At 40.5% G+C, this 20,164-nt stretch carries 17 protein-coding genes, 1 tRNA gene, 3 rRNA genes, 1 other RNA gene and 1 pseudogene; 7 read left to right on the top strand and 16 right to left on the bottom strand.

Annotated features, from left to right (window positions below):
• Window positions 1-610 precede the first annotated feature (610 nt).
• The 10 genes from DCE79_RS18825 to ffs form a co-directional block, all read right to left on the bottom strand.
• The gene (locus DCE79_RS18825; protein ID WP_255417960.1) at window positions 611-739 is read right to left on the bottom strand and encodes a hypothetical protein; all 129 of its coding nucleotides are present in this window, start codon (window positions 737-739) and stop codon (window positions 611-613) included.
• Window positions 740-946: 207 nt separating this feature from the next.
• A 5S ribosomal RNA gene (gene rrf, locus DCE79_RS00195) occupies window positions 947-1,062 on the bottom strand.
• Between the two features lie 124 nt (window positions 1,063-1,186).
• Window positions 1,187-4,114: ribosomal RNA gene (locus DCE79_RS00190) — 23S ribosomal RNA — on the bottom strand.
• A 320-nt stretch (window positions 4,115-4,434) separates the two neighbouring features.
• Window positions 4,435-5,987 (bottom strand): 16S ribosomal RNA (locus tag DCE79_RS00185).
• Together the 16S, 23S and 5S rRNA genes form the textbook arrangement of a ribosomal RNA operon.
• Window positions 5,988-6,259: 272 nt before the next feature.
• Window positions 6,260-6,502, bottom strand: a complete 243-nt coding sequence (locus tag DCE79_RS00180; RefSeq protein ID WP_234417381.1) for a pro-sigmaK processing inhibitor BofA family protein — start codon at window positions 6,500-6,502, stop codon at window positions 6,260-6,262.
• A gap of 93 nt (window positions 6,503-6,595) precedes the next feature.
• Complete coding sequence (locus tag DCE79_RS00175) at window positions 6,596-6,811, bottom strand: YaaL family protein (RefSeq protein ID WP_108711158.1); 216 nt, start codon at window positions 6,809-6,811, stop codon at window positions 6,596-6,598.
• Between the two features lie 15 nt (window positions 6,812-6,826).
• Window positions 6,827-7,423, bottom strand: coding sequence for a recombination mediator RecR (gene recR / locus DCE79_RS00170; RefSeq protein WP_108711157.1), 597 nt, complete (start codon window positions 7,421-7,423; stop codon window positions 6,827-6,829).
• 68 nt (window positions 7,424-7,491) lie between these two features.
• On the bottom strand, window positions 7,492-7,806 hold the full coding sequence (locus tag DCE79_RS00165; RefSeq protein WP_108711156.1) for a YbaB/EbfC family nucleoid-associated protein: 315 nt from the start codon (window positions 7,804-7,806) through the stop codon (window positions 7,492-7,494).
• Window positions 7,807-7,831: 25 nt separating this feature from the next.
• Window positions 7,832-9,565, bottom strand: a complete 1,734-nt coding sequence (gene dnaX / locus DCE79_RS00160) for a DNA polymerase III subunit gamma/tau (protein ID WP_108711155.1) — start codon at window positions 9,563-9,565, stop codon at window positions 7,832-7,834.
• A 153-nt stretch (window positions 9,566-9,718) separates the two neighbouring features.
• Window positions 9,719-9,986, bottom strand: an RNA gene (gene ffs / locus DCE79_RS00155) — signal recognition particle sRNA large type.
• A gap of 160 nt (window positions 9,987-10,146) precedes the next feature.
• Between ffs and DCE79_RS00150 the strand changes: the two genes are divergently transcribed.
• The 4 genes from DCE79_RS00150 to DCE79_RS00135 all read left to right on the top strand — a co-directional run bounded on the left by DCE79_RS00150 (window position 10,147) and on the right by DCE79_RS00135 (window position 13,888).
• A tRNA-Ser gene (locus DCE79_RS00150) sits at window positions 10,147-10,239 on the top strand.
• 158 nt (window positions 10,240-10,397) lie between these two features.
• Complete coding sequence (locus tag DCE79_RS00145; RefSeq protein WP_108711154.1) at window positions 10,398-11,660, top strand: ATP-binding protein; 1,263 nt, start codon at window positions 10,398-10,400, stop codon at window positions 11,658-11,660.
• A complete protein-coding gene (locus tag DCE79_RS00140) occupies window positions 11,660-12,538 on the top strand; it encodes a response regulator (RefSeq protein WP_108711153.1) in 879 nt (292 codons plus the stop codon). The genes DCE79_RS00145 and DCE79_RS00140 overlap by 1 nt, the downstream gene beginning before the upstream one ends.
• An 81-nt stretch (window positions 12,539-12,619) precedes the next feature.
• Window positions 12,620-13,888, top strand: a complete 1,269-nt coding sequence (locus tag DCE79_RS00135; protein WP_304598434.1) for a cation:dicarboxylate symporter family transporter — start codon at window positions 12,620-12,622, stop codon at window positions 13,886-13,888.
• A 49-nt stretch (window positions 13,889-13,937) separates the two neighbouring features.
• Here the strand turns inward: DCE79_RS00135 and DCE79_RS00130 are convergent, their stop codons facing one another.
• Window positions 13,938-14,561, bottom strand: a complete 624-nt coding sequence (locus tag DCE79_RS00130; RefSeq protein ID WP_369916790.1) for an RraA family protein — start codon at window positions 14,559-14,561, stop codon at window positions 13,938-13,940.
• A gap of 151 nt (window positions 14,562-14,712) precedes the next feature.
• Between DCE79_RS00130 and DCE79_RS00125 the strand changes: the two genes are divergently transcribed.
• Window positions 14,713-15,090 carry a sodium:proton antiporter gene (locus DCE79_RS00125; protein ID WP_108711150.1) on the top strand — a complete coding sequence of 126 codons (378 nt, stop codon included), beginning with the start codon at window positions 14,713-14,715 and terminating at the stop codon, window positions 15,088-15,090.
• Window positions 15,091-15,136: 46 nt separating this feature from the next.
• Here the strand turns inward: DCE79_RS00125 and DCE79_RS00120 are convergent, their stop codons facing one another.
• The 3 genes from DCE79_RS00120 to DCE79_RS00110 all read right to left on the bottom strand — a co-directional run bounded on the left by DCE79_RS00120 (window position 15,137) and on the right by DCE79_RS00110 (window position 17,376).
• Window positions 15,137-15,805, bottom strand: a complete 669-nt coding sequence (locus DCE79_RS00120) for a deoxynucleoside kinase (protein WP_108711149.1) — start codon at window positions 15,803-15,805, stop codon at window positions 15,137-15,139.
• Window positions 15,802-16,440: a deoxynucleoside kinase gene (locus DCE79_RS00115; protein ID WP_108711148.1), complete on the bottom strand. Its 639-nt coding sequence runs from the start codon at window positions 16,438-16,440 to the stop codon at window positions 15,802-15,804. The genes DCE79_RS00120 and DCE79_RS00115 overlap by 4 nt, the downstream gene beginning before the upstream one ends.
• A 123-nt stretch (window positions 16,441-16,563) precedes the next feature.
• Window positions 16,564-17,376, bottom strand: a complete 813-nt coding sequence (locus tag DCE79_RS00110; protein ID WP_108711147.1) for a coiled-coil domain-containing protein — start codon at window positions 17,374-17,376, stop codon at window positions 16,564-16,566.
• 103 nt (window positions 17,377-17,479) lie between these two features.
• On the opposite strand from DCE79_RS00110, the gene tadA reads away from it, so the two are divergent.
• Together tadA and DCE79_RS00100 are read left to right on the top strand one after the other, a co-directional pair.
• Window positions 17,480-17,986: a tRNA adenosine(34) deaminase TadA gene (gene tadA, locus DCE79_RS00105; RefSeq protein WP_108711146.1), complete on the top strand. Its 507-nt coding sequence runs from the start codon at window positions 17,480-17,482 to the stop codon at window positions 17,984-17,986.
• 8 nt (window positions 17,987-17,994) lie between these two features.
• Window positions 17,995-18,696: a YwaF family protein gene (locus DCE79_RS00100; RefSeq protein ID WP_108711145.1), complete on the top strand. Its 702-nt coding sequence runs from the start codon at window positions 17,995-17,997 to the stop codon at window positions 18,694-18,696.
• 29 nt (window positions 18,697-18,725) lie between these two features.
• Here DCE79_RS00100 and DCE79_RS00095 read toward each other — a convergent pair whose 3' ends face one another.
• Window positions 18,726-19,148: a GNAT family N-acetyltransferase gene (locus tag DCE79_RS00095; protein ID WP_234417298.1), complete on the bottom strand. Its 423-nt coding sequence runs from the start codon at window positions 19,146-19,148 to the stop codon at window positions 18,726-18,728.
• Between the two features lie 69 nt (window positions 19,149-19,217).
• Window positions 19,218-20,126 (bottom strand): annotated as a pseudogene (locus DCE79_RS00090) (zinc-binding dehydrogenase); the annotation flags it as partial.
• Window positions 20,127-20,164: the final 38 nt, after the last annotated feature.

The raw sequence follows: 20,164 nt of genomic DNA, 5'->3' as shown, positions 1-20,164 counted from the left end.
ATGTTTTACTAGAGGTTACCACTTCAGCTTTTAAATGACTAAATTCCTTTAAAGTTATCTTGCTGTAGTTTCTTAAAATGTCTGTCAGTAAGAGTTATTCCTCTTTAATCTACTATGTTGGATTGAATAAGCTTCCACTTCCCCATTCAATCTCTTGCTTAGTCCGTTTATTTCATGAACTGATGATTAGGAATCAAGTAGTTGCCAGTGAGATGGACTTGTCCCCTTATCATTACCTATTTCTAAATTTCAATTACATTACGCTGTACCACTGCTGGAACATATATGAAATAATCATCTGATAGGTAAAGATTTCTCTTTTAATTTCGTCTACATATTGGTCTATCCATATGCGACGATTCATTTTCTTGCGTTCATATGACTTTCATTAATCTAATTTTAGCAACATGGCTCCTTTACATTTACGAAATACATTCCATTATGATTGGTACTGTTTGTAACGATAATATATTGGTTTTGGTATATACATATGAAGAAAAAACTATCGAAACAAAATTGTCTAAATTATTCACTTCATTTTACTTCTTCTTATCTAACCATTACCTCTACAATTTTGCATATTTTTAAGAATTTCGACTTCTTACCACAATTAGTGGTTTTGATTTTCGATTTCTAATCTTTGTTGCTGATTTTCATATTTAGGACCTTTTGAAAGAATACTATTTACGTAATGGTAGTCATAATTCATTGAATTTCCCATTTGTACTGAAGCATACATGTTCACGTATCAATTTCATTCATCTGCACGCTCACTCTTGCTCATATAAAAATAGTAACTCTAAAAAAATCCCAGGTGTCCACACCCAAATTCTTTCGGAAGTGCTTTTTAAATGAACTCGTATGAGGACCCTGACAAATATGATTCCTAATTCTTATACTGAAAATGAACACAAAAAAACCACTGATTTCTCAGCGGTTTAACTTTGCGAAGCGACGTCCTACTCTCACAGGGGGAAACCCCCAACTACCATCGGCGCTAAAGAGCTTAACTTCTGTGTTCGGTATGGGAACAGGTGTGACCTCTTTGCCATCATCACTTCACTTGTACACGGATGTACTGGCGTCTACGTTGTCACAGGACGTGACGTTCTTAGTAGACGTTCCTTTTAGAAAGAATTGTTCTTTCAAAACTGGATAAACGTTTCATTGAGTTATGCAATAAAATGTGGTTAAGTCCTCGACCGATTAGTATTCGTCAGCTCCATGTGTCACCACACTTCCACCTCGAACCTATCTACCTGATCGTCTTTCAGGGGTCTTACTTACTTGCGTAATGGGAAATCTCATCTTGAGGGGGGCTTCATGCTTAGATGCTTTCAGCACTTATCCCGTCCACACATAGCTACCCAGCGATGCTCTTGGCAGAACAACTGGTACACCAGCGGTGTGTCCATCCCGGTCCTCTCGTACTAAGGACAGCTCCTCTCAAATTTCCTACGCCCACGACGGATAGGGACCGAACTGTCTCACGACGTTCTGAACCCAGCTCGCGTACCGCTTTAATGGGCGAACAGCCCAACCCTTGGGACCGACTACAGCCCCAGGATGCGATGAGCCGACATCGAGGTGCCAAACCTCCCCGTCGATGTGGACTCTTGGGGGAGATAAGCCTGTTATCCCCGGGGTAGCTTTTATCCGTTGAGCGATGGCCCTTCCATGCGGAACCACCGGATCACTAAGCCCGTCTTTCGACCCTGCTCGACTTGTAGGTCTCGCAGTCAAGCTCCCTTATGCCTTTACACTCTTCGAATGATTTCCAACCATTCTGAGGGAACCTTTGGGCGCCTCCGTTACTCTTTAGGAGGCGACCGCCCCAGTCAAACTGTCCGCCTGACACTGTCTCCTACCCCGCTAAGGGGTATGGGTTAGAAGTTCAATACAACCAGGGTAGTATCCCACTGACGCCTCCTCCGAAGCTGGCGCTCCGGAATCTCTGGCTCCTACCTATCCTGTACAAGTTGTACCAAAATTCAATATCAGGCTACAGTAAAGCTCCACGGGGTCTTTCCGTCCTGTCGCGGGTAACCTGCATCTTCACAGGTACTATAATTTCACCGAGTCTCTCGTTGAGACAGTGCCCAGATCGTTACGCCTTTCGTGCGGGTCGGAACTTACCCGACAAGGAATTTCGCTACCTTAGGACCGTTATAGTTACGGCCGCCGTTTACTGGGGCTTCAATTCGCAGCTTCGCTTGCGCTAACCACTCCTCTTAACCTTCCAGCACCGGGCAGGCGTCAGCCCCTATACGTCACCTTACGGTTTTGCAGAGACCTGTGTTTTTGCTAAACAGTCGCCTGGGCCTATTCACTGCGGCTCTTCATGGCTATTCACCTTAAAGAGCACCCCTTCTCCCGAAGTTACGGGGTCATTTTGCCGAGTTCCTTAACGAGAGTTCTCTCGCACACCTTAGGATTCTCTCCTCGACTACCTGTGTCGGTTTGCGGTACGGGCACCTCTCACCTCGATAGAGGCTTTTCTTGGCAGCGTGAAATCAGGAACTTCGCTCATACGAGCTCGTCATCACAGCTCAACGTTAAAGTATGCGGATTTGCCTACATACACGCCTTACTGCTTGAACAGAGACAACCAACGCTCTGCTTACCCTATCCTACTGCGTCCCCCCATTTCTCAAACGGTGAGGAGGTGGTACAGGAATATCAACCTGTTGTCCATCGCCTACGCCTATCGGCCTCGGCTTAGGTCCCGACTAACCCTGAGCGGACGAGCCTTCCTCAGGAAACCTTAGTCATACGGTGCATGGGATTCTCACCCATGTTTCGCTACTCATACCGGCATTCTCACTTCTAAGCGCTCCACCAGTCCTTCCGGTCTGACTTCAACGCCCTTAGAACGCTCTCCTACCACGCATCCATACGGATGCATCCACAGCTTCGGTGAATCGTTTAGCCCCGATACATTTTCGGCGCAGTGTCACTCGACCAGTGAGCTATTACGCACTCTTTAAATGATGGCTGCTTCTAAGCCAACATCCTGGTTGTCTAAGCAACGCCACATCCTTTTCCACTTAACGATTACTTTGGGACCTTAGCTGGTGGTCTGGGCTGTTTCCCTTTTGACTACGGATCTTATCACTCGCAGTCTGACTCCCGTGTATAAATATCTGGCATTCGGAGTTTGTCTGAATTCGGTAACCCGAGATGGGCCCCTAGTCCAAACAGTGCTCTACCTCCAGTATTCTCAATCACGAGGCTAGCCCTAAAGCTATTTCGGAGAGAACCAGCTATCTCCAGGTTCGATTGGAATTTCTCCGCTACCCACACCTCATCCCCGCATTTTTCAACATGCGTGGGTTCGGGCCTCCAGTAAGTGTTACCTCACCTTCACCCTGGACATGGGTAGATCACCTGGTTTCGGGTCTACGACCACGTACTAATTCGCCCTATTCAGACTCGCTTTCGCTGCGGCTCCGTCTTCTCAACTTAACCTCGCACGTAATCGTAACTCGCCGGTTCATTCTACAAAAGGCACGCTATCACCCATTAACGGGCTCTAACTACTTGTAGGCACACGGTTTCAGGATCTATTTCACTCCCCTTCCGGGGTGCTTTTCACCTTTCCCTCACGGTACTGGTTCACTATCGGTCACTAGGTAGTATTTAGCCTTGGGAGATGGTCCTCCCAGATTCCGACGGAATTTCACGTGTTCCGCCGTACTCAGGATACACTCTGGAGGGAATGAACTTTTGACTACAGGGCTTTTACCTTGTTTCGCGGACCTTTCCAAGTCGCTTCGTCTAGCTCATTCTTTTGTAACTCCGTATAGAATGTCCTACAACCCCAAAGAGCAAGCTCTTTGGTTTGGGCTCTTCCCGTTTCGCTCGCCGCTACTCAGGGAATCGAATTTTCTTTCTGTTCCTGCAGGTACTTAGATGTTTCAGTTCTCTGCGTCTGTCCTCATCACGCTATGAATTCACGTGTAGATACTATCCGATTAAAGATAGTGGGTTCCCCCATTCGGAAATCCCCGGATCAAAGCTTACTTACAGCTCCCCGAGGCATATCGGTGTTAGTGCCGTCCTTCATCGACTCCTAGTGCCAAGGCATCCACCGTGCGCCCTTATTAACTTAACCAAAAGTTTAGTTAAACTTGAACAAGTTCAAGATTTAAGTTTGCACGTCAATTACTTGACGTTTGTGATCTATTATTACTAATAGAAAATTTGTTTATTGCTTTCAATGTCGTTTTATCCAGTTTTCAAAGAACAATCAGCTGACTTCAATCACATCGTGAATAAGCTTCGCTGAATTTGCTTCATGCAGCTTTGCGACAATAGCGCTAGCGTAAGGAGCAAATATTTTTTGAAGTTTTTCATCTTTCGATGAACCTTCAAAACTGAACAGCAAACGTTAATGTTTCATTCCCCGAAGGAATGATTCCGAAAAATCCTTAGAAAGGAGGTGATCCAGCCGCACCTTCCGATACGGCTACCTTGTTACGACTTCACCCCAATCATCTATCCCACCTTCGGCGGCTGGCTCCACAAGGGTTACCTCACCGACTTCGGGTGTTACAAACTCTCGTGGTGTGACGGGCGGTGTGTACAAGGCCCGGGAACGTATTCACCGTGGCATGCTGATCCACGATTACTAGCGATTCCGGCTTCATGTAGGCGAGTTGCAGCCTACAATCCGAACTGAGAACGATTTTATCGGATTAGCTCCCCCTCGCGGGTTGGCAACCGTTTGTATCGTCCATTGTAGCACGTGTGTAGCCCAGGTCATAAGGGGCATGATGATTTGACGTCATCCCCACCTTCCTCCGGTTTATCACCGGCAGTCTCCTTAGAGTGCCCAACTAAATGATGGCAACTAAGAACAAGGGTTGCGCTCGTTGCGGGACTTAACCCAACATCTCACGACACGAGCTGACGACAACCATGCACCACCTGTCACCGTTGTCCCCGAAGGGAAAACTGTATCTCTACAGTGGTCAATGGGATGTCAAGACCTGGTAAGGTTCTTCGCGTTGCTTCGAATTAAACCACATGCTCCACCGCTTGTGCGGGCCCCCGTCAATTCCTTTGAGTTTCAGTCTTGCGACCGTACTCCCCAGGCGGAGTGCTTAATGCGTTAGCTGCAGCACTGAGGGGCGGAAACCCCCCAACACTTAGCACTCATCGTTTACGGCGTGGACTACCAGGGTATCTAATCCTGTTTGCTCCCCACGCTTTCGCGCCTCAGTGTCAGTTACAGACCAGATAGTCGCCTTCGCCACTGGTGTTCCTCCAAATCTCTACGCATTTCACCGCTACACTTGGAATTCCACTATCCTCTTCTGCACTCAAGTTCCCCAGTTTCCAATGACCCTCCACGGTTGAGCCGTGGGCTTTCACATCAGACTTAAGGAACCACCTGCGCGCGCTTTACGCCCAATAATTCCGGACAACGCTTGCCACCTACGTATTACCGCGGCTGCTGGCACGTAGTTAGCCGTGGCTTTCTAACAAGGTACCGTCAAGGTAGCGCCAGTTACTACGCTACTTGTTCTTCCCTTGCAACAGAGTTTTACGAACCGAAATCCTTCTTCACTCACGCGGCATTGCTCCATCAGGCTTTCGCCCATTGTGGAAGATTCCCTACTGCTGCCTCCCGTAGGAGTCTGGGCCGTGTCTCAGTCCCAGTGTGGCCGATCACCCTCTCAGGTCGGCTACGCATCGTTGCCTTGGTGAGCCGTTACCTCACCAACTAGCTAATGCGCCGCGGGCCCATCTTACAGTGACAGCCGAAACCGTCTTTCAATAACTCTCCATGAGGAGAAAAATATTATTCGGTATTAGCTCCGGTTTCCCGAAGTTATCCCAATCTGTAAGGTAGGTTACCCACGTGTTACTCACCCGTCCGCCGCTAAATCAGAAGAAGCAAGCTTCTTCGTCATTCGCTCGACTTGCATGTATTAGGCATGCCGCCAGCGTTCGTCCTGAGCCAGGATCAAACTCTCCATAATAGTTAGTTTGAAAGCTCATTTGCTTTGCTAGCGTATCAACTAAAAGTTGATATCTATTTTTGCTTCATTTAAGAAGCTTTGTTTCATTAACGTTGCTTGTTCAGTTTTCAAGGTTCATGTCGTTATCTTAAGTGACAACTTTTATATCATACCACTTTTAAAATGTTATGTCAACATTTTATTTTCGTGATGTTTTTCGATATTGTCCGTCGCCCTTACGACATATAATAATATATCACAATATTATTTTCAATGCAATACTTTTATTAATTTTATTTCATTATTACTAAAAAACTTATGCAAAGTGCTCCTGGTATACCTAATAGCGATAATGTTAGTATTGAAAACACATTAATCGGTATAGAAATGCCATACGAATTTAAAATAATATTCCCTACGAACAAAACAACTATGGATACCGCTATTTTGAACCAAAACAACGCTAAATATTCTAATACCTTCCCGAAATATTTCTTTTTCGATAAAAGAAGAAATAAGAGAACTAAACAACCCATAGCAATTCCTATGTAACGCATTGCACCATCCTTTTCGCATTTAATGGTAACATATGCAGCTGCCTCGCCCCTTATTTCAAAAGCTTTTGTGAATTATTTAATTATTACACGACGGATACGTGCTTCTTTATATAGATAAAAATGAATGCTTTCTGTTCTTTTTCGCTCTGCAATTACTTCTAAACTATAATCATCCATTAACTCCTCGATGACTTTCGCGCTTAGCAATGTTTCTTTTGTTCCTTTAATAGAAGAAACTAATCGTTCATCGAATTCTTTTTTTAATTTCCCTTTACGAGAAAATAGCATGACATTCCCCTCACTTTACAATTCACGACGTCCTTCAAGTGCTTTGGATAATGTTACTTCATCAGCATATTCTAAATCGCCACCTACTGGTAAACCGTGTGCAATACGTGTCGTACGAATTCCTGATGGTTTCACAAGTCGCGATATATACATCGCCGTTGCTTCCCCTTCTATCGTAGGATTTGTTGCTAAGATTAATTCTTGTACACGTTCGTCATGAAGGCGAGTTAATAGTGAAGCAACGTTAATATCCTCTGGTCCCACACCGTCCATTGGCGAAATTGCCCCATGTAATACATGATATAACCCTTGATAGTCGCGCATTTTTTCCATCGCAATGACATCTTTTGGATCCTGTACAACACAAATTGTTGTTACATCACGCTGTTTATCTGAACAAATATGACATGGGTCAATGTCTGTAATATGACCACACTGTGAGCAGTACATTAAATTACGTTTCGCATCAATTAAAGCCTTCGCAAATGTTGAAACCGTATCTTCTTTCATTGTTAACACATGGAACGCTAAACGTGCCGCTGTTTTCGGTCCAATTCCAGGTAACTTCATGAAGCTATCGATTAATCTTGCTATTGGTTCTGGATAGTGCATAATTTTCCTCCTTTAAAAAGGCACATCCCAATAGTTTGAGATGTGCTTTACAAAACGAGCTATTCAAATTAGAAAGGAAGGTTCATTCCTTGAGTGAATTTACCCATTGTTGAATTTGTAGTCTCTTCTACTTTTTTAAGTACTTCATTTGTAGCGATTACTACTAGATCTTGTAACATTTCGATATCTTCAGGGTCTACTACAGATTCATCTATGTTCACTTCTAATACTTGACGTTGACCGTTCATAACAACTTTGACCATGCCGCCACCAGCAACACCTTCAAATTGTTGTGCATTTAAAGCCTCTTGAGCTTCCATCATCTCTTTTTGCATTTTTTGCATTTTTTTCATCATGCCTTGCATATTTCCCATACCGCGCATACTAAATTCCTCCTTAAAATTTCAATTATTCTTCGACAACATCAACAAAGTCTTTCCCAAATCGATTTTCAGCCTCTACAACAAGCGGATCTTGCGTTTCAATCATTTGAACCTCTTCCATAAAGGACGGTTCTAATAAATCAGATTCATGGGATTCTGGTCTCTTTTGATCCAAGCCATGATCTTTAATAAAGTTTTCTCGTAACTTCACCCAAGCTGGATCTGGTATACATAACAACTCGTATGAAACACCAACTTCAGAAGCAATTTGCTGTGTAAATAACGAAATGAGAGCATTGTTATCTGCTACCATTTGACAATGTATATCATACTTGAATTTTACCACAAAAGCACTCGCGTTTGCCGCAACAGGTTCTGCATCTGCTAAAAGAGCAGATTGTGATTTTTGCAAATTCGCCAAACCTTGTGCCCATGCTGATTTGACCTTTTGTAAATCCGACTTCGTGGCCGTTTTTAACACTTCTTGAATACGGCCTGTTGGTGCATTGTACTGATTACCTTGTGGACGGATACGCTGACGAGTTTGTTCCTTTGGTTGCTGAGTTTGGGTTCCACCATTTTGGAATTGCTGTGATAGCTGTCCTAGACGATTTTCTAAAGATGCTACCTTCCCCTCTAATGCTGGATCTACACCAACTGCAACTTGAACTGTTTTTTTGAGCTGTGTCATTTTTAAAAGTGCTGTTTCTAAATAGATTTTCGTATGATGCGAAAATCGCATTTCTTGTTGTGTTTTTGCTAAAATATCGATAAACCCATAGAGTGTTTCTATTTCAAAATCATGTGCCAGCTCTAAAAATTTCTGCTCTGGAGAAATAAACTCCAATAACTCTTCTAGTGTACTATCTGTTTGCAACAATAATAAATCACGGAAAAATGTAATGAAGTCTTCAGCCAATCGAAGCGGTTCCTTACCATCTGCAATTAACTGTTCCACCATACCAAGTACACTCGCTACATCTTTTTGTTTTAATGAAATCGCAATATCATAAAAGGCATCCTGACTAACTGACCCCGTTACAAGCAATACATCCTCTAACTGAACGGACTCATTACTAAACGACACCACTTGATCGAGCAAACTAAGGGCGTCACGCATGCCACCTGCCGCTGCTTGAGCAATCGATTTTAACGCCTGCTCCTCGTACCCCATCTGAATGTCTTCTAAAACGACTTTCATACGATCCACAATATCTATAGAAGAAAGTCGTTTAAAATCAAAACGCTGGCAACGAGAAATAATCGTCGCAGGAAGCTTATGAGGTTCTGTCGTTGCTAAAATAAACACTGCATGTTCAGGCGGTTCCTCTAGTGTTTTTAACAAGGCATTAAATGCGCTTGTTGAAAGCATATGCACCTCATCAATAATATACACTTTAAAGCGGGCATCAGCTGGAGCAAAACGAACCTTTTCAATAATGTCACGCATTTCTTCAACTCTTGAGTTTGAGGCCGCATCAAATTCAATAACATCCGTATGTGAGCCTTCTGTAATACTTAAGCATGTCGCACATTCATTGCACGGTTCACTTGCTGGTGCTTTTTCACAATTTAATGCTTTCGCGAAAATTTTGGCTGTACTTGTTTTACCGGTACCACGTGGACCGGAGAATAAATATGCATGTGTTGTTTTATTTGCTAGGAGAGCATTTTGAAGGGTTCTTTTTACATGTGCTTGACCAGACATTTCACGGAATGATTGTGGTCGATAAACACGATAAAACGCTTGATATGTCAACCTTTCCCTCTCCTTTCTTTTCTGAATTTCAATAATTACAGTATATCATAAAGTATAGGGAAACTCTTTGGAATTACGATTCCCCTTTTCTATTTAAAAATGAAAAAACGCATCCATCAAAATGATGAATGCGTTGGATTTGGCAAATTCATGCCGTGCACCTTTCTTCGACTGCCGCACATAAGCGTTACTCTTGTCGCCAGCTCAAGTTAGGCTACCCCGCGGCACATAAACGGGACCACTTAATGCTGCTTCCTTCCGGACCTGACATGGTTCGTGGGTGCTTATTGCGCAGGACCCAACCGTCAACACTACGTGCAAAAGGCAGACCAAACAATACGGACAGCCTCAGAAAAGGAATTCAATCTTGCTAGAGCGGATTGCAAGTTACAGGGCACCGCTACCTCCCCATCTAGCACGGCAATATTAAGTATACTAAGCACAACCTAAAATTGCAATGAAATGTCTCAAGAAATTTATTACACAAAAAATAAATGTTACAAAAAAAATTTAAAAAATTTATTGACGCGTGGAATTTAACATGATAAATTAATATTTGTCTAAAAGAGATATTCCTATTTGGAGGTATACCCAAGTCTGGCTGAAGGGATTAGTCTTGAAAACTAACAGGCGGGTTAAACCGCGCGGGGGTTCGAATCCCTCTACCTCCTCCATTTTTGAACTTTAACCGTTGCACTATGTAACGGATTTTTTTATGTCTAAATTTACGTAAAGTACTATTTCTACTGCGAAGAAATAGTACTTTTTTGTATTTTATGCTATTTTTCTTGTACAATTAATTATTCAATCGACGATAAGGCGGTAACTAAAAGTGGAAACAACTCAAACACGTACAAAAAGAACAAAATTATTTTTATTCGTGCTGCTCGTTGCTTTTTTTACAGCTTTTGGCGGTGAAATAAAAGTAATGCCGTTCGAAAATATCCCCTTCCGTTTCGGATTAGGTAGCGTTATTTTCTTTTTCGCCCTATTAATTCGCCCATTACCAATTGCTTTAACTGGTTTTTTAACAGCTACTATCGTTATAGTAGGAAGATCCTTTTTAGATGTTTTTACCGAGGGCTCTCCACTTAGCTCACAACTCATTGAACATTTACCAGCAGGGCTTTTTTATATCGTGTACATGCTTTGTTTTAAATTAATCGATTTAGACGAACTCAAAAAGCGTCCCCTCATCCTCGGATTATGTGGAACCGCTTTTGAAGTAATCGCTAACACGACCGAACATATTACAACAGGCATACTACTATCCCCTCAACTTGAAACGATGGATTCGTTTTTATTGTTCATTGTAGTTGGGTTACTACGCAGCTTTTTTGTTGTCGGTTTATTTAGTATCATTACGCTTTCAGAACAAAAAAAACAGCTTCAACAGCTGATGAAAATTCACTCGGAATTGTATGTGGAAGTACTATATATACAGAAGTCAATGAATCAAGTAGAGGAGCTTACGGCAAACAGTTATCAGCTTTATAAAAAATTGAAGCCGCTTGATGTTCAGCTAAGTAAAGATCTTTTAACGATTGCTCAAGAAATTCACGAAATAAAAAAAGATCACGAACGGATTTATGCAGGGCTTAGCAAAATCACTAATACCGAATATAAAACTCATTTCTTATTGTCGGATTTATTAAGTTTGGTTGTCGAAGGCAATGAAAATCATGCGAACCATTTAAATAAATCGATTCAATTTACACTGATTTGTCCAGATGATTTCAAGATGAAAGAACATATTGCACTGCTTGCTGTCTTAAATAATTTAACAGCAAATGCCGTAGAAGCAATCGAAAATAATGGCTTTATTACACTTAGTGTATCCATTCAAGATGATGAAACGACGTTTATTATAGAAGATAATGGCGTTGGCATAGATGCAGCATTCCTCCCTATTATTTTTGATGTTGGCTATACGTCTAAATTTAACGAACAAGGACAAGCTTCTACAGGTATCGGACTTTCACATACCAAAACAATTATCGAGAATTTACAAGGATCGATAGACGTCACAAGTAATGAAACAACCATTTTTGTTGTAACAATTCCTACTAAAAAATTGCGAGAGGAGACGATATAATGCGTTATTTTATTGTCGATGATGATCGTGCTAGCCGTGTGATGCTAACGACCATCATTAATGATAGTGAGCTTGGTACAGTCATTGGTGAAGCGAAAAATGGATCCGATGCCATTCCGCAAATCGTCATGATGCAGCCGGAATTTGTGTTAATCGATTTATTAATGCCGCAGCTAGATGGCATTGAAACGATTGAGTACCTTCGACAAAATGGCTACGAGGGGCACTTCATTATGATTTCACAAGTTGTCAATAAAGATATGGTCGCTGAAGGATATTCAAAAGGCATCGAGTTTTTCATTCATAAGCCGATTAACAAAATCGAAGTCCAAATGGTATTAAAGCGCACGGCAGAGCAATATCGATTAAAAAGCTCCCTTCAAGCGATCCGTCAATCCTTAACCAACTTTGAAATTCCTGAAGTAAAACATACGCAAAAGACCACACGTGAACATATTCAATCCATATTAAATGATATGGGCATTATTGCTGAAGTAGGCAGTGAAGATATTATTAAAATTATTGAACAACTACTAATCGAAAAGCATAAAATTGCTCCGCTTCCTCCTTTAAAAGAAATTTATGAAAAAGTCGCGATGTTAACCAAACATACACCTGACGATATTTTGAAGGAAAGTAAAGCGATTGAACAACGAGTACGACGTACCATTTTAGCAGCAATGATTAATTTAGCGAATCTTGGAATTGTCGACTATACCAATTCTGAGTTTGAATATTACACACCACGCTATTTCGATTTAACAGATATTCGTTATTTAATGAAGCAAATTGAAAATAATGAACACCGAAAGGCCAAAGTAAATATTAAAAAATTCATTCAAGTCTTATATTCAGAAATTATTAGTAAGGTAAATTAGTCGGATTTTGTCGGATTTTGTATTCCTCTATTATTATTAATTTTAGGATAGTCCTGAATACTATTTTTTAGGAGGAACTATATTTTGAAAAAGTTTAAAATTAGTTTAGCCGCGCAAATTTTAATCGGTCTTGTATTAGGGGTAATCGTTGGTGCTGTATATTACGGTAATACCAACGTTCAAACATATTTACAACCACTCGGTGATATTTTCTTAAACTTAATTAAGATGATCGTCGTACCGATTATCATTTCGACATTAATTGTTGGCGTTGCCGGAACTGGCGACTTGAAACAATTAGGACGTCTGGGCGGTAAAACACTTATTTATTTTGAAGTTATTACAACAATTGCAATTGTTGTTGGTTTATTAGCAGCAAACTTAGTCCAACCAGGTGCTGGTATTGATATGAGTAGTCTTCAACAGACGGATATTTCTTCTTATGTAGAAACGACGGAAGCTCAAGAAGACCAAGGTCCATTCCATGTCATTGTAGACATTGTACCGAAAAACATTATCAATGCTATGGCTGAGGGCAATATGCTCGCAATTATCTTTTTCTCTGTATTGTTCGGATTAGGGGTAGCAGCAATTGGTGAGCGTGGTAAACCGGTTCTCGCCTTCTTCCAAGGTGTTGCGGACGCTATGTTCTGGGTGACAAATTTAGTTATGAAATTTGCTCCGATTGGGGTATTTGGACTAATCGGTGTAACCGTTTCCAAATTCGGACTATCTTCCCTAATTCCATTGGGTAAATTAGCGATTTTAGTTTACGTAACAATGATTTTTTTCATCATCGTTGTTTTAGGATTAACAGCACGTATTTTTGGTATTAACATTTTCAATTTAATTCGATTGATTAAAGATGAGCTTATTTTAGCTTATTCAACATCATCATCAGAATCTGTATTACCGCGCATCATGCAAAAAACAGAAAAAATGGGTGCGCCTAAAGATATTGTCTCGTTCGTCATTCCAACAGGTTACTCGTTCAACCTGGATGGTTCGACCCTTTATCAAGCAATCGCTGCTCTTTTCATTGCACAAATGTATGGAATCGATCTTTCCATTCTGCAACAAATCACATTAATGCTTGTATTGATGGTTACGTCGAAAGGGATTGCGGGTGTTCCAGGTGTATCATTCGTTGTACTTCTGGCAACGTTAGGCTCTGTCGGCATTCCAGTTGAAGGTTTGGCGTTTATCGCAGGTATTGACCGAATTTTAGATATGGCACGTACCGTTGTAAACGTAGTCGGTAACACATTAGCAGCACTTGTCATGTCGAAATGGGAAAAACGTTTCGACGACAAGAAATTTGCTGAATACCAAGCAGAACACTTAAAGTAAAATAAAAATCTCCGCACGGATTGCATTACCAACCGTTGCGGGGATTTTTTTATTTTATGACTTTTGCTAAATAAGCACGGATTGACTCTTCACCATTATGCAAAGCTTCTTGTTCACGTACCTCATCCTTTGCTACCTTTTCTTCCGCTCTTTTAATAATTTCTTCCACTTGTGCTTGTGGCACAACGATAACCCCGTCAATATCCCCAACAATATAGTCACCTGATTTCACAACGGTACCCCCTAGTGATACCGGTACACCAATAACCCCGCCACCATGTTTATTACCAGCAGCAACCGTTGTACCTAATGCAAACACTGGAAAATCAATTGCTCTTGCAGCAGCTAAATCACGAATGACTCCGTCTACAACAAATCCCTGCACCCCAATACCTTGTGCTAGCTGCATAACAAAATCTCCAGCTACTGCGCGATTAGTGTTGCCTTTTGCATCAATAACTAAAATATCTCCCTTATTTGCCTTACTAATTGCTTCTAACACTGCTCCATTTTCCCCGTCCGGCAAGCGCACCGTTAATGCGCGACCCGCAATTTTAAAATGATCCGCTAGCGGCTTAATCCTAGCTGCACTATTCGTATGTCCCCCTGTCGCATCAGAAAGCGCAGTTGTCGGCAATGCGAATAAACGCTGTTCAAAAGTCATTGTCATCATTCCATCCCCTTTGACTTATACTGTTACAAATGAAAGTTTGTAAGCATATTCAGCATAATCGATATCACTTTTACATCGCAATATGTTTTAAATGAATGCTGTAATTTTATCCATTTAGGGAATACTAGTACCAACAAAAGGAGGCGGTATTATGGATAATCCACTCATTGATAAAGTTGAGAATGCTGTTGAAGGGACCATCTACAAAATGAAAACCTTTGATATTGATGTCGTTGCTCGCTTAACTGGTGGCATTGCGCCGACCATTTCTTATATGCACAATGATAAAGATGTCACGGACGACATTCGTGCGATTCGCTTTCACTTTGACAATCCTGCAACTTATATCGAAAACTACGCTACATTCCAGTCGATGTTATTCGAAAAAGAGCAGCGTGCCGTCAATGAATTGTATGAATCCATTAGTCTAAAGCCTAAAAATATGTCGACAGGTAAACAGATTTTATGGAGCTTTTTTGTTTTTTTACTTGTGATGATTCCACTTTTCGTTATTCTACTGATCAAATAAAAAGGACTTATTGTACGAGGGTTTCCTCTACAATAAGTCCTTCATATTACTTACGTAAATGACTAGTTTGTTCTAGCATATGTCCGATGCGTGATATCACATCTTCTACTTGTGCTGGATTTTTCATTAAATCGTAATCATTTATATCAACACGTAGTACGGGGCATGCATTGAAGTTATTAATCCATTCCTCATAGCGTCCGTGCATTTCCTCCCAATACGTATGAGGTGTTTGTTGCTCCATCTCACGACCACGCTCATGAATACGACCAATTACGTCATCAATTGAGCCTTCTAAATAGACAAGTAAATCTGGGTGTGGGAAGTATGGTGTCATCACCATTGCATCAAATAGATTCGTATATGTTTCGTAATCTGTTGGGGTCATTGTACCTTTATCAAAGTGCATTTTTGCGAAGATGCCAGTATCTTCATAAATCGAACGATCTTGAATAAAGCCACCACCGTATTCAAAAATACGTTTTTGTTCTTTAAAGCGCTCTGCTAAAAAGTATACTTGTAAATGGAAACTCCACTTTTCAAAGTCATCATAAAATTTATCTAAATAAGGGTTTGTATCAACCTTTTCATATGATGTACGGAAGTTGAGGCCTTGCGCTAGCGCTTTAGTCATTGTCGACTTACCGACACCAACTGTTCCTGCAATTGTAATTACTGCATTCGCAGGAATATTGTATTTTTCTCTTAAATTCATTTTTGATGCAAACTCCTTTGTTGTAACTTTTCTTCTACTATTTTTAACACGTACTGTAGGTCGTCTTCATTTTTCACGAAATCCAGCTCATCGCCGTTTAATTGAATAACTGGGATTTCTGGGTGCATCTTTTCAAAATGACCGATAAACGTATGGTAATCGCTCGCAAGCTGCTCCATATAGTCACGTGTAATATTTTTTTCAAATTCACGACCGCGCATGGCGATTCGCTTCATTAATGTATCTAAACTTGCATGTAAATAGATAACCATGTTTGGCTTTGGCATATCTGCCGTTAAAATTTTATAAATGGCTTCGTATTTTTCATATTCTGAAGGCTTTAACGTACGCTTCGCAAAAATTAAATTTTTGAAAATATGATAATCCGCTACAACAGAACCTTGTTGTTCAAGAATTTGGTTGATATCTGCCAACTGCTTATAGCGATTGCACAGGAAAAACATTTCTGTTTGGAAGCTCCATTCATCAATATTTTCATAGAATTTCCCCAAAAATGGATTTTCATCTACAATCTCTTTTAGTAAGTGAAAGTCAAACATTTGTGAAACGGCCTTAGATAATGAGGTCTTCCCTACACCAATCGGACCTTCTACTGTTATAAATGGCACAGACACTAGAAGTCCCCCTTCTCTCTTTATAGTCAGTGCCTTTCATTTTATCACAACGGCTTATCGACAACAAAACAAACAATTCCATTTAAGAAAAAACGCTACGCAATGTCGAACAACTGTCATCTTTTAGTCAAATTGTGTGTACGCATGCTCTTCTAGCTGGTGTAAATCATCGCGTTCTGCTTCATACTCTACCTCAATTTTTTCAAGTTTCTCTCTTACCATTTCTTCTATTGTTTGCTCTTTTTCTACAAAATCATTATCTAGTGTAATTTGAGTATCATTTTGTTGTTGCTCTAAGTTATGAAGTGTTTCAAATAATTGATCCTCTAGCTGACTTTGTGAAGCTTCCTCACTGTCTTCAAGCTTTTCGATAGTATTTTCATACGTTTCATCCAGTTGCTCAAAGTGTTCTTCGTATTGCTGCTCCAATTGTTCGAACTGTGGTTCATATAGTTCTCTTACTAAATTTAGGGCATCATGAAGTCCATCTAGTAAGTCGTCCATTTTGTCTACTAAATCCATAGTTGAAACATCCCCGATTGCTAATTCGGCTTGTGCTTGCATATATTCATTAAAAATTTGCTGTTCCTTTGCAATTTTTCTACCTAGTATTTCCTCTGCATTATCTAAATAAGCTCTCTTTAATTCAGCGAGGTCTTTCTTATGTTTTTCTACAATAATTCCCCTTTTATTTTCATATAATTTTTTAATTTTAAGGATAGCCTGTTCACTATTTGTTTTTACTATTTTTTCTTCATTTTCAATTCGCTTTTGCAGTTCACTTACTTGCTGTTCGTATTGTTTATGTAAGGTTACTTTTATTTGGATTTCATTTTTTTCAATCATTTGTTGTTTCTGTTCAAATCGCTGTTCTAACGCGTCATATTGTTCTTCAAAGAAACTTTGTGCATCTTCAATTGTCCGAAATGATTTCAATACTTTTCCCCTCCCAACATTTCTTTCATAATAGCACGGATTATTCAACTATCGCCTGAACATTTCAAGTCATGCTACACTACTAGCTAAGGAGCGATTTATTATGACTATGACAAACAAAGATCACTTCTACATGCAACAAGCACTTGTAGAAGCACAAAAAGCGGCAGCGCTTGGTGAAGTACCGATTGGCGCTGTAATCGTCTATCAAGATGAAATCATTGGCCGTGCACACAATTTACGTGAAACAACACAAAATGCGCTAACACATGCCGAAAGTATGGTTATCCAACAAGCGTGCGAAAAAATCGGCAGTTGGCGCCTAGAAGAAACAACTCTATATGTAACATTAGAACCTTGTCCAATGTGTGCGGGAGCCATTTTACAATCTCGTGTTCCACGCGTTGTATACGGAGCACGTGATGTGAAGGCTGGCTGTGTGGATTCTTTATATCGATTGCTTAATGACGCACGTTTCAATCATGAATGTGAAGTGACAGAAGGTGTACTAGCAGACGAATGCGGACAAATTTTAACAGACTTTTTCCGCGCCTTACGCGAACGAAAAAAAATGGAGAAATTAGCACGAAAACAACAACTTGAAGAGTAGGTGATCCAATGAACGGATTTTCAACTTTTGATACCATTCATACTACTTGGCTTATTTTTATTGGTTTGTTTTTAATTATTTCAATATATTTTTATCGCTATTCATCACATAAAAATAGACAATTATACCAGCGCGTCATTTTCTGGGCGTTACTAATATTAGAACTGTCAAAGCAACTGTATTTACTAGAAACAAGTCAGTATTCTTATTGGAGTCCACCACTTCATTTATGTGGCTTGGGGATTTTCATTGCAGGATGGCATGCCTATTTTCCAAACCGAACAACCGCTACCCTACTGTATGCGTTAACCTTGCCTGGCGCTGCAATTGCCCTCCTATTTCCAGGCTGGACAAATGATCCAGTCGGAGGCTTTTTACATATTCATAGCTTTGTTTTTCATGCACTACTCATCGCCTTTGTCTGTCCGCTAATTGTGACAAGGCAATTGGAACTTTATCTACGAGACTTATGGCGTGCGGTCCTGTTTTTACTAATTATAGTGCCACCTATTTATTTTTATAATGCGCGTTTTAAGACGAATTTTATGTTTTTAAATCGTCCAGTAAAGGGAACCCCTCTGCAATGGCTGTTTGATGCATTTGGTAATTCTGGCTATTTAATGAGTCTTACCGTAGTCATTGGTGTGTTATGGATTTTCATGTATTTCCCTTTCTATATAAAAAAACAAAGGAGCCAAAGTAAACGATAAACTTTGGCTCCTTGATCAGACTGCATTTTTTATAAAGATTTTTCAAAAACAATTTTGTGACGCCCTTTTCCATCAGTAAATGTAGAAGTAATGTTAAAACCAGCTTTAATATTCACAATAAGCATTGCTTTCTTTTCATTTCGACCATATGTACGTACACAAGTATACCCTTGCTGTTTACACCAATCATGTTGAGCTATCATACATTTCATTGCAATACCCCGTTGCTGAAATTGCGGATGTACGCCTCCTAACCAACTATAAAAAACACCCTCTGACTGCTCGTAACCTAGTTTAAATCCAGCAACACATCCATCAACAATCGCCACAACTGCTCCTAAATTTAATTTATCTTTTATTTTTTCTTCTTTTAATAAATCACCCTCAAAAACAGCTTGATGCACAATTTGTATTCCTTCAAGAATTTCAGTCGGAATTTGTTTTTCGTACAACTTAATTTCTATTTTAATTACCTCCTTTTATTAAAAAACGCCCTATTATGTAATAGAGCGTTCCATTTATTAATTATCCATTTTAATTATAATACGAGAATTATCTCCTGCGGCTAATAAGTCAAAACCTTCGTTAATTTCATCCAGTGAGATAATATTCGAAAGCAATTTATCAACCGGTAATTTACCGGTCTTCATCATTTGAATGTAGTTTGGAATGTCACGTAAAGGCACACAACTTCCTACATATGAACCCTTTAATGTTTTTTCTTCCGCAGTTAATGTTACATATGGGAATGAAAATTGATGTTGCGGATGCGGAAGTCCTGTTGTTGTCGTTGTTCCACCACGCTTTGTTACACCATATGCTACGTCCATCGCTTGAACTACTCCAGCTGTTTCAAAGGCATAATCAACGCCACCTGATGTATAAGCCTTTACTTGGTCTATGACATCAGCCTCTTTTGAATTAAATACGGCTGTTGCACCAAGGGATTTTGCTTGCTCTAGCTTTTTGTCATTAATATCAATAGCAATCACTTCACGGGCACCAGCTGCAATGGCACCAAGTAAAGCACTAAGTCCAATTCCACCTAGTCCAATGACCGCTACCGTACTGCCTAATTGAACTTTTGCTGTATTAACGACAGCGCCCACTCCAGTAATAACAGCACATCCAAATAATGCTAATTTTTCAAAGGACAAGTCTTCATTTACTTTCACAAGTGTATTTTGCGAAACCACTGCATACTCAGAAAATGCAGACACACCTACATGATGGCCAATTTTTTCATCACCTGCATGTAACCGGACACCGCCTCCAATAAGTGTACCTTCTCCATTTGCCTTTGCACCTGGTTCACATAAAGCAGGACGTCCTTCTGCACATGGTATACAATGTCCACAGCTCGGCACAAATACGCAAACCACTTGATCTCCAGGCTGAAAATTCATAACACCAGGCCCAACTTCTTTTACGAATATGCTGATAATCCCACTCTGCACCCCCTTGCTAC

The sequence above is a fragment of the Lysinibacillus sp. 2017 genome (assembly GCF_003073375.1).
Lineage (GTDB): Bacteria > Bacillota > Bacilli > Bacillales_A > Planococcaceae > Solibacillus.
The sequence above is the reverse complement of the archived record's forward strand: the minus strand, read 5'-3'. Positions and strand labels throughout refer to the sequence as shown.

Coding starts and splice junctions, on each gene's coding strand:
- DCE79_RS00130 (WP_369916790.1), bottom strand. CDS start 14,561: ATGATGACAATGACTTTTGAACAGCGTTTATTCGCATTGCCGACAACT.
- DCE79_RS00125 (WP_108711150.1), top strand. CDS start 14,713: ATGGATAATCCACTCATTGATAAAGTTGAGAATGCTGTTGAAGGGACC.
- recR (WP_108711157.1), bottom strand. CDS start 7,423: ATGCACTATCCAGAACCAATAGCAAGATTAATCGATAGCTTCATGAAG.
- tadA (WP_108711146.1), top strand. CDS start 17,480: ATGACTATGACAAACAAAGATCACTTCTACATGCAACAAGCACTTGTA.
- DCE79_RS00100 (WP_108711145.1), top strand. CDS start 17,995: ATGAACGGATTTTCAACTTTTGATACCATTCATACTACTTGGCTTATT.
- DCE79_RS00175 (WP_108711158.1), bottom strand. CDS start 6,811: ATGCTATTTTCTCGTAAAGGGAAATTAAAAAAAGAATTCGATGAACGA.
- DCE79_RS00180 (WP_234417381.1), bottom strand. CDS start 6,502: ATGGGTTGTTTAGTTCTCTTATTTCTTCTTTTATCGAAAAAGAAATAT.
- DCE79_RS00120 (WP_108711149.1), bottom strand. CDS start 15,805: ATGAATTTAAGAGAAAAATACAATATTCCTGCGAATGCAGTAATTACA.
- DCE79_RS00140 (WP_108711153.1), top strand. CDS start 11,660: ATGCGTTATTTTATTGTCGATGATGATCGTGCTAGCCGTGTGATGCTA.
- DCE79_RS00165 (WP_108711156.1), bottom strand. CDS start 7,806: ATGCGCGGTATGGGAAATATGCAAGGCATGATGAAAAAAATGCAAAAA.
- DCE79_RS18825 (WP_255417960.1), bottom strand. CDS start 739: ATGTATGCTTCAGTACAAATGGGAAATTCAATGAATTATGACTACCAT.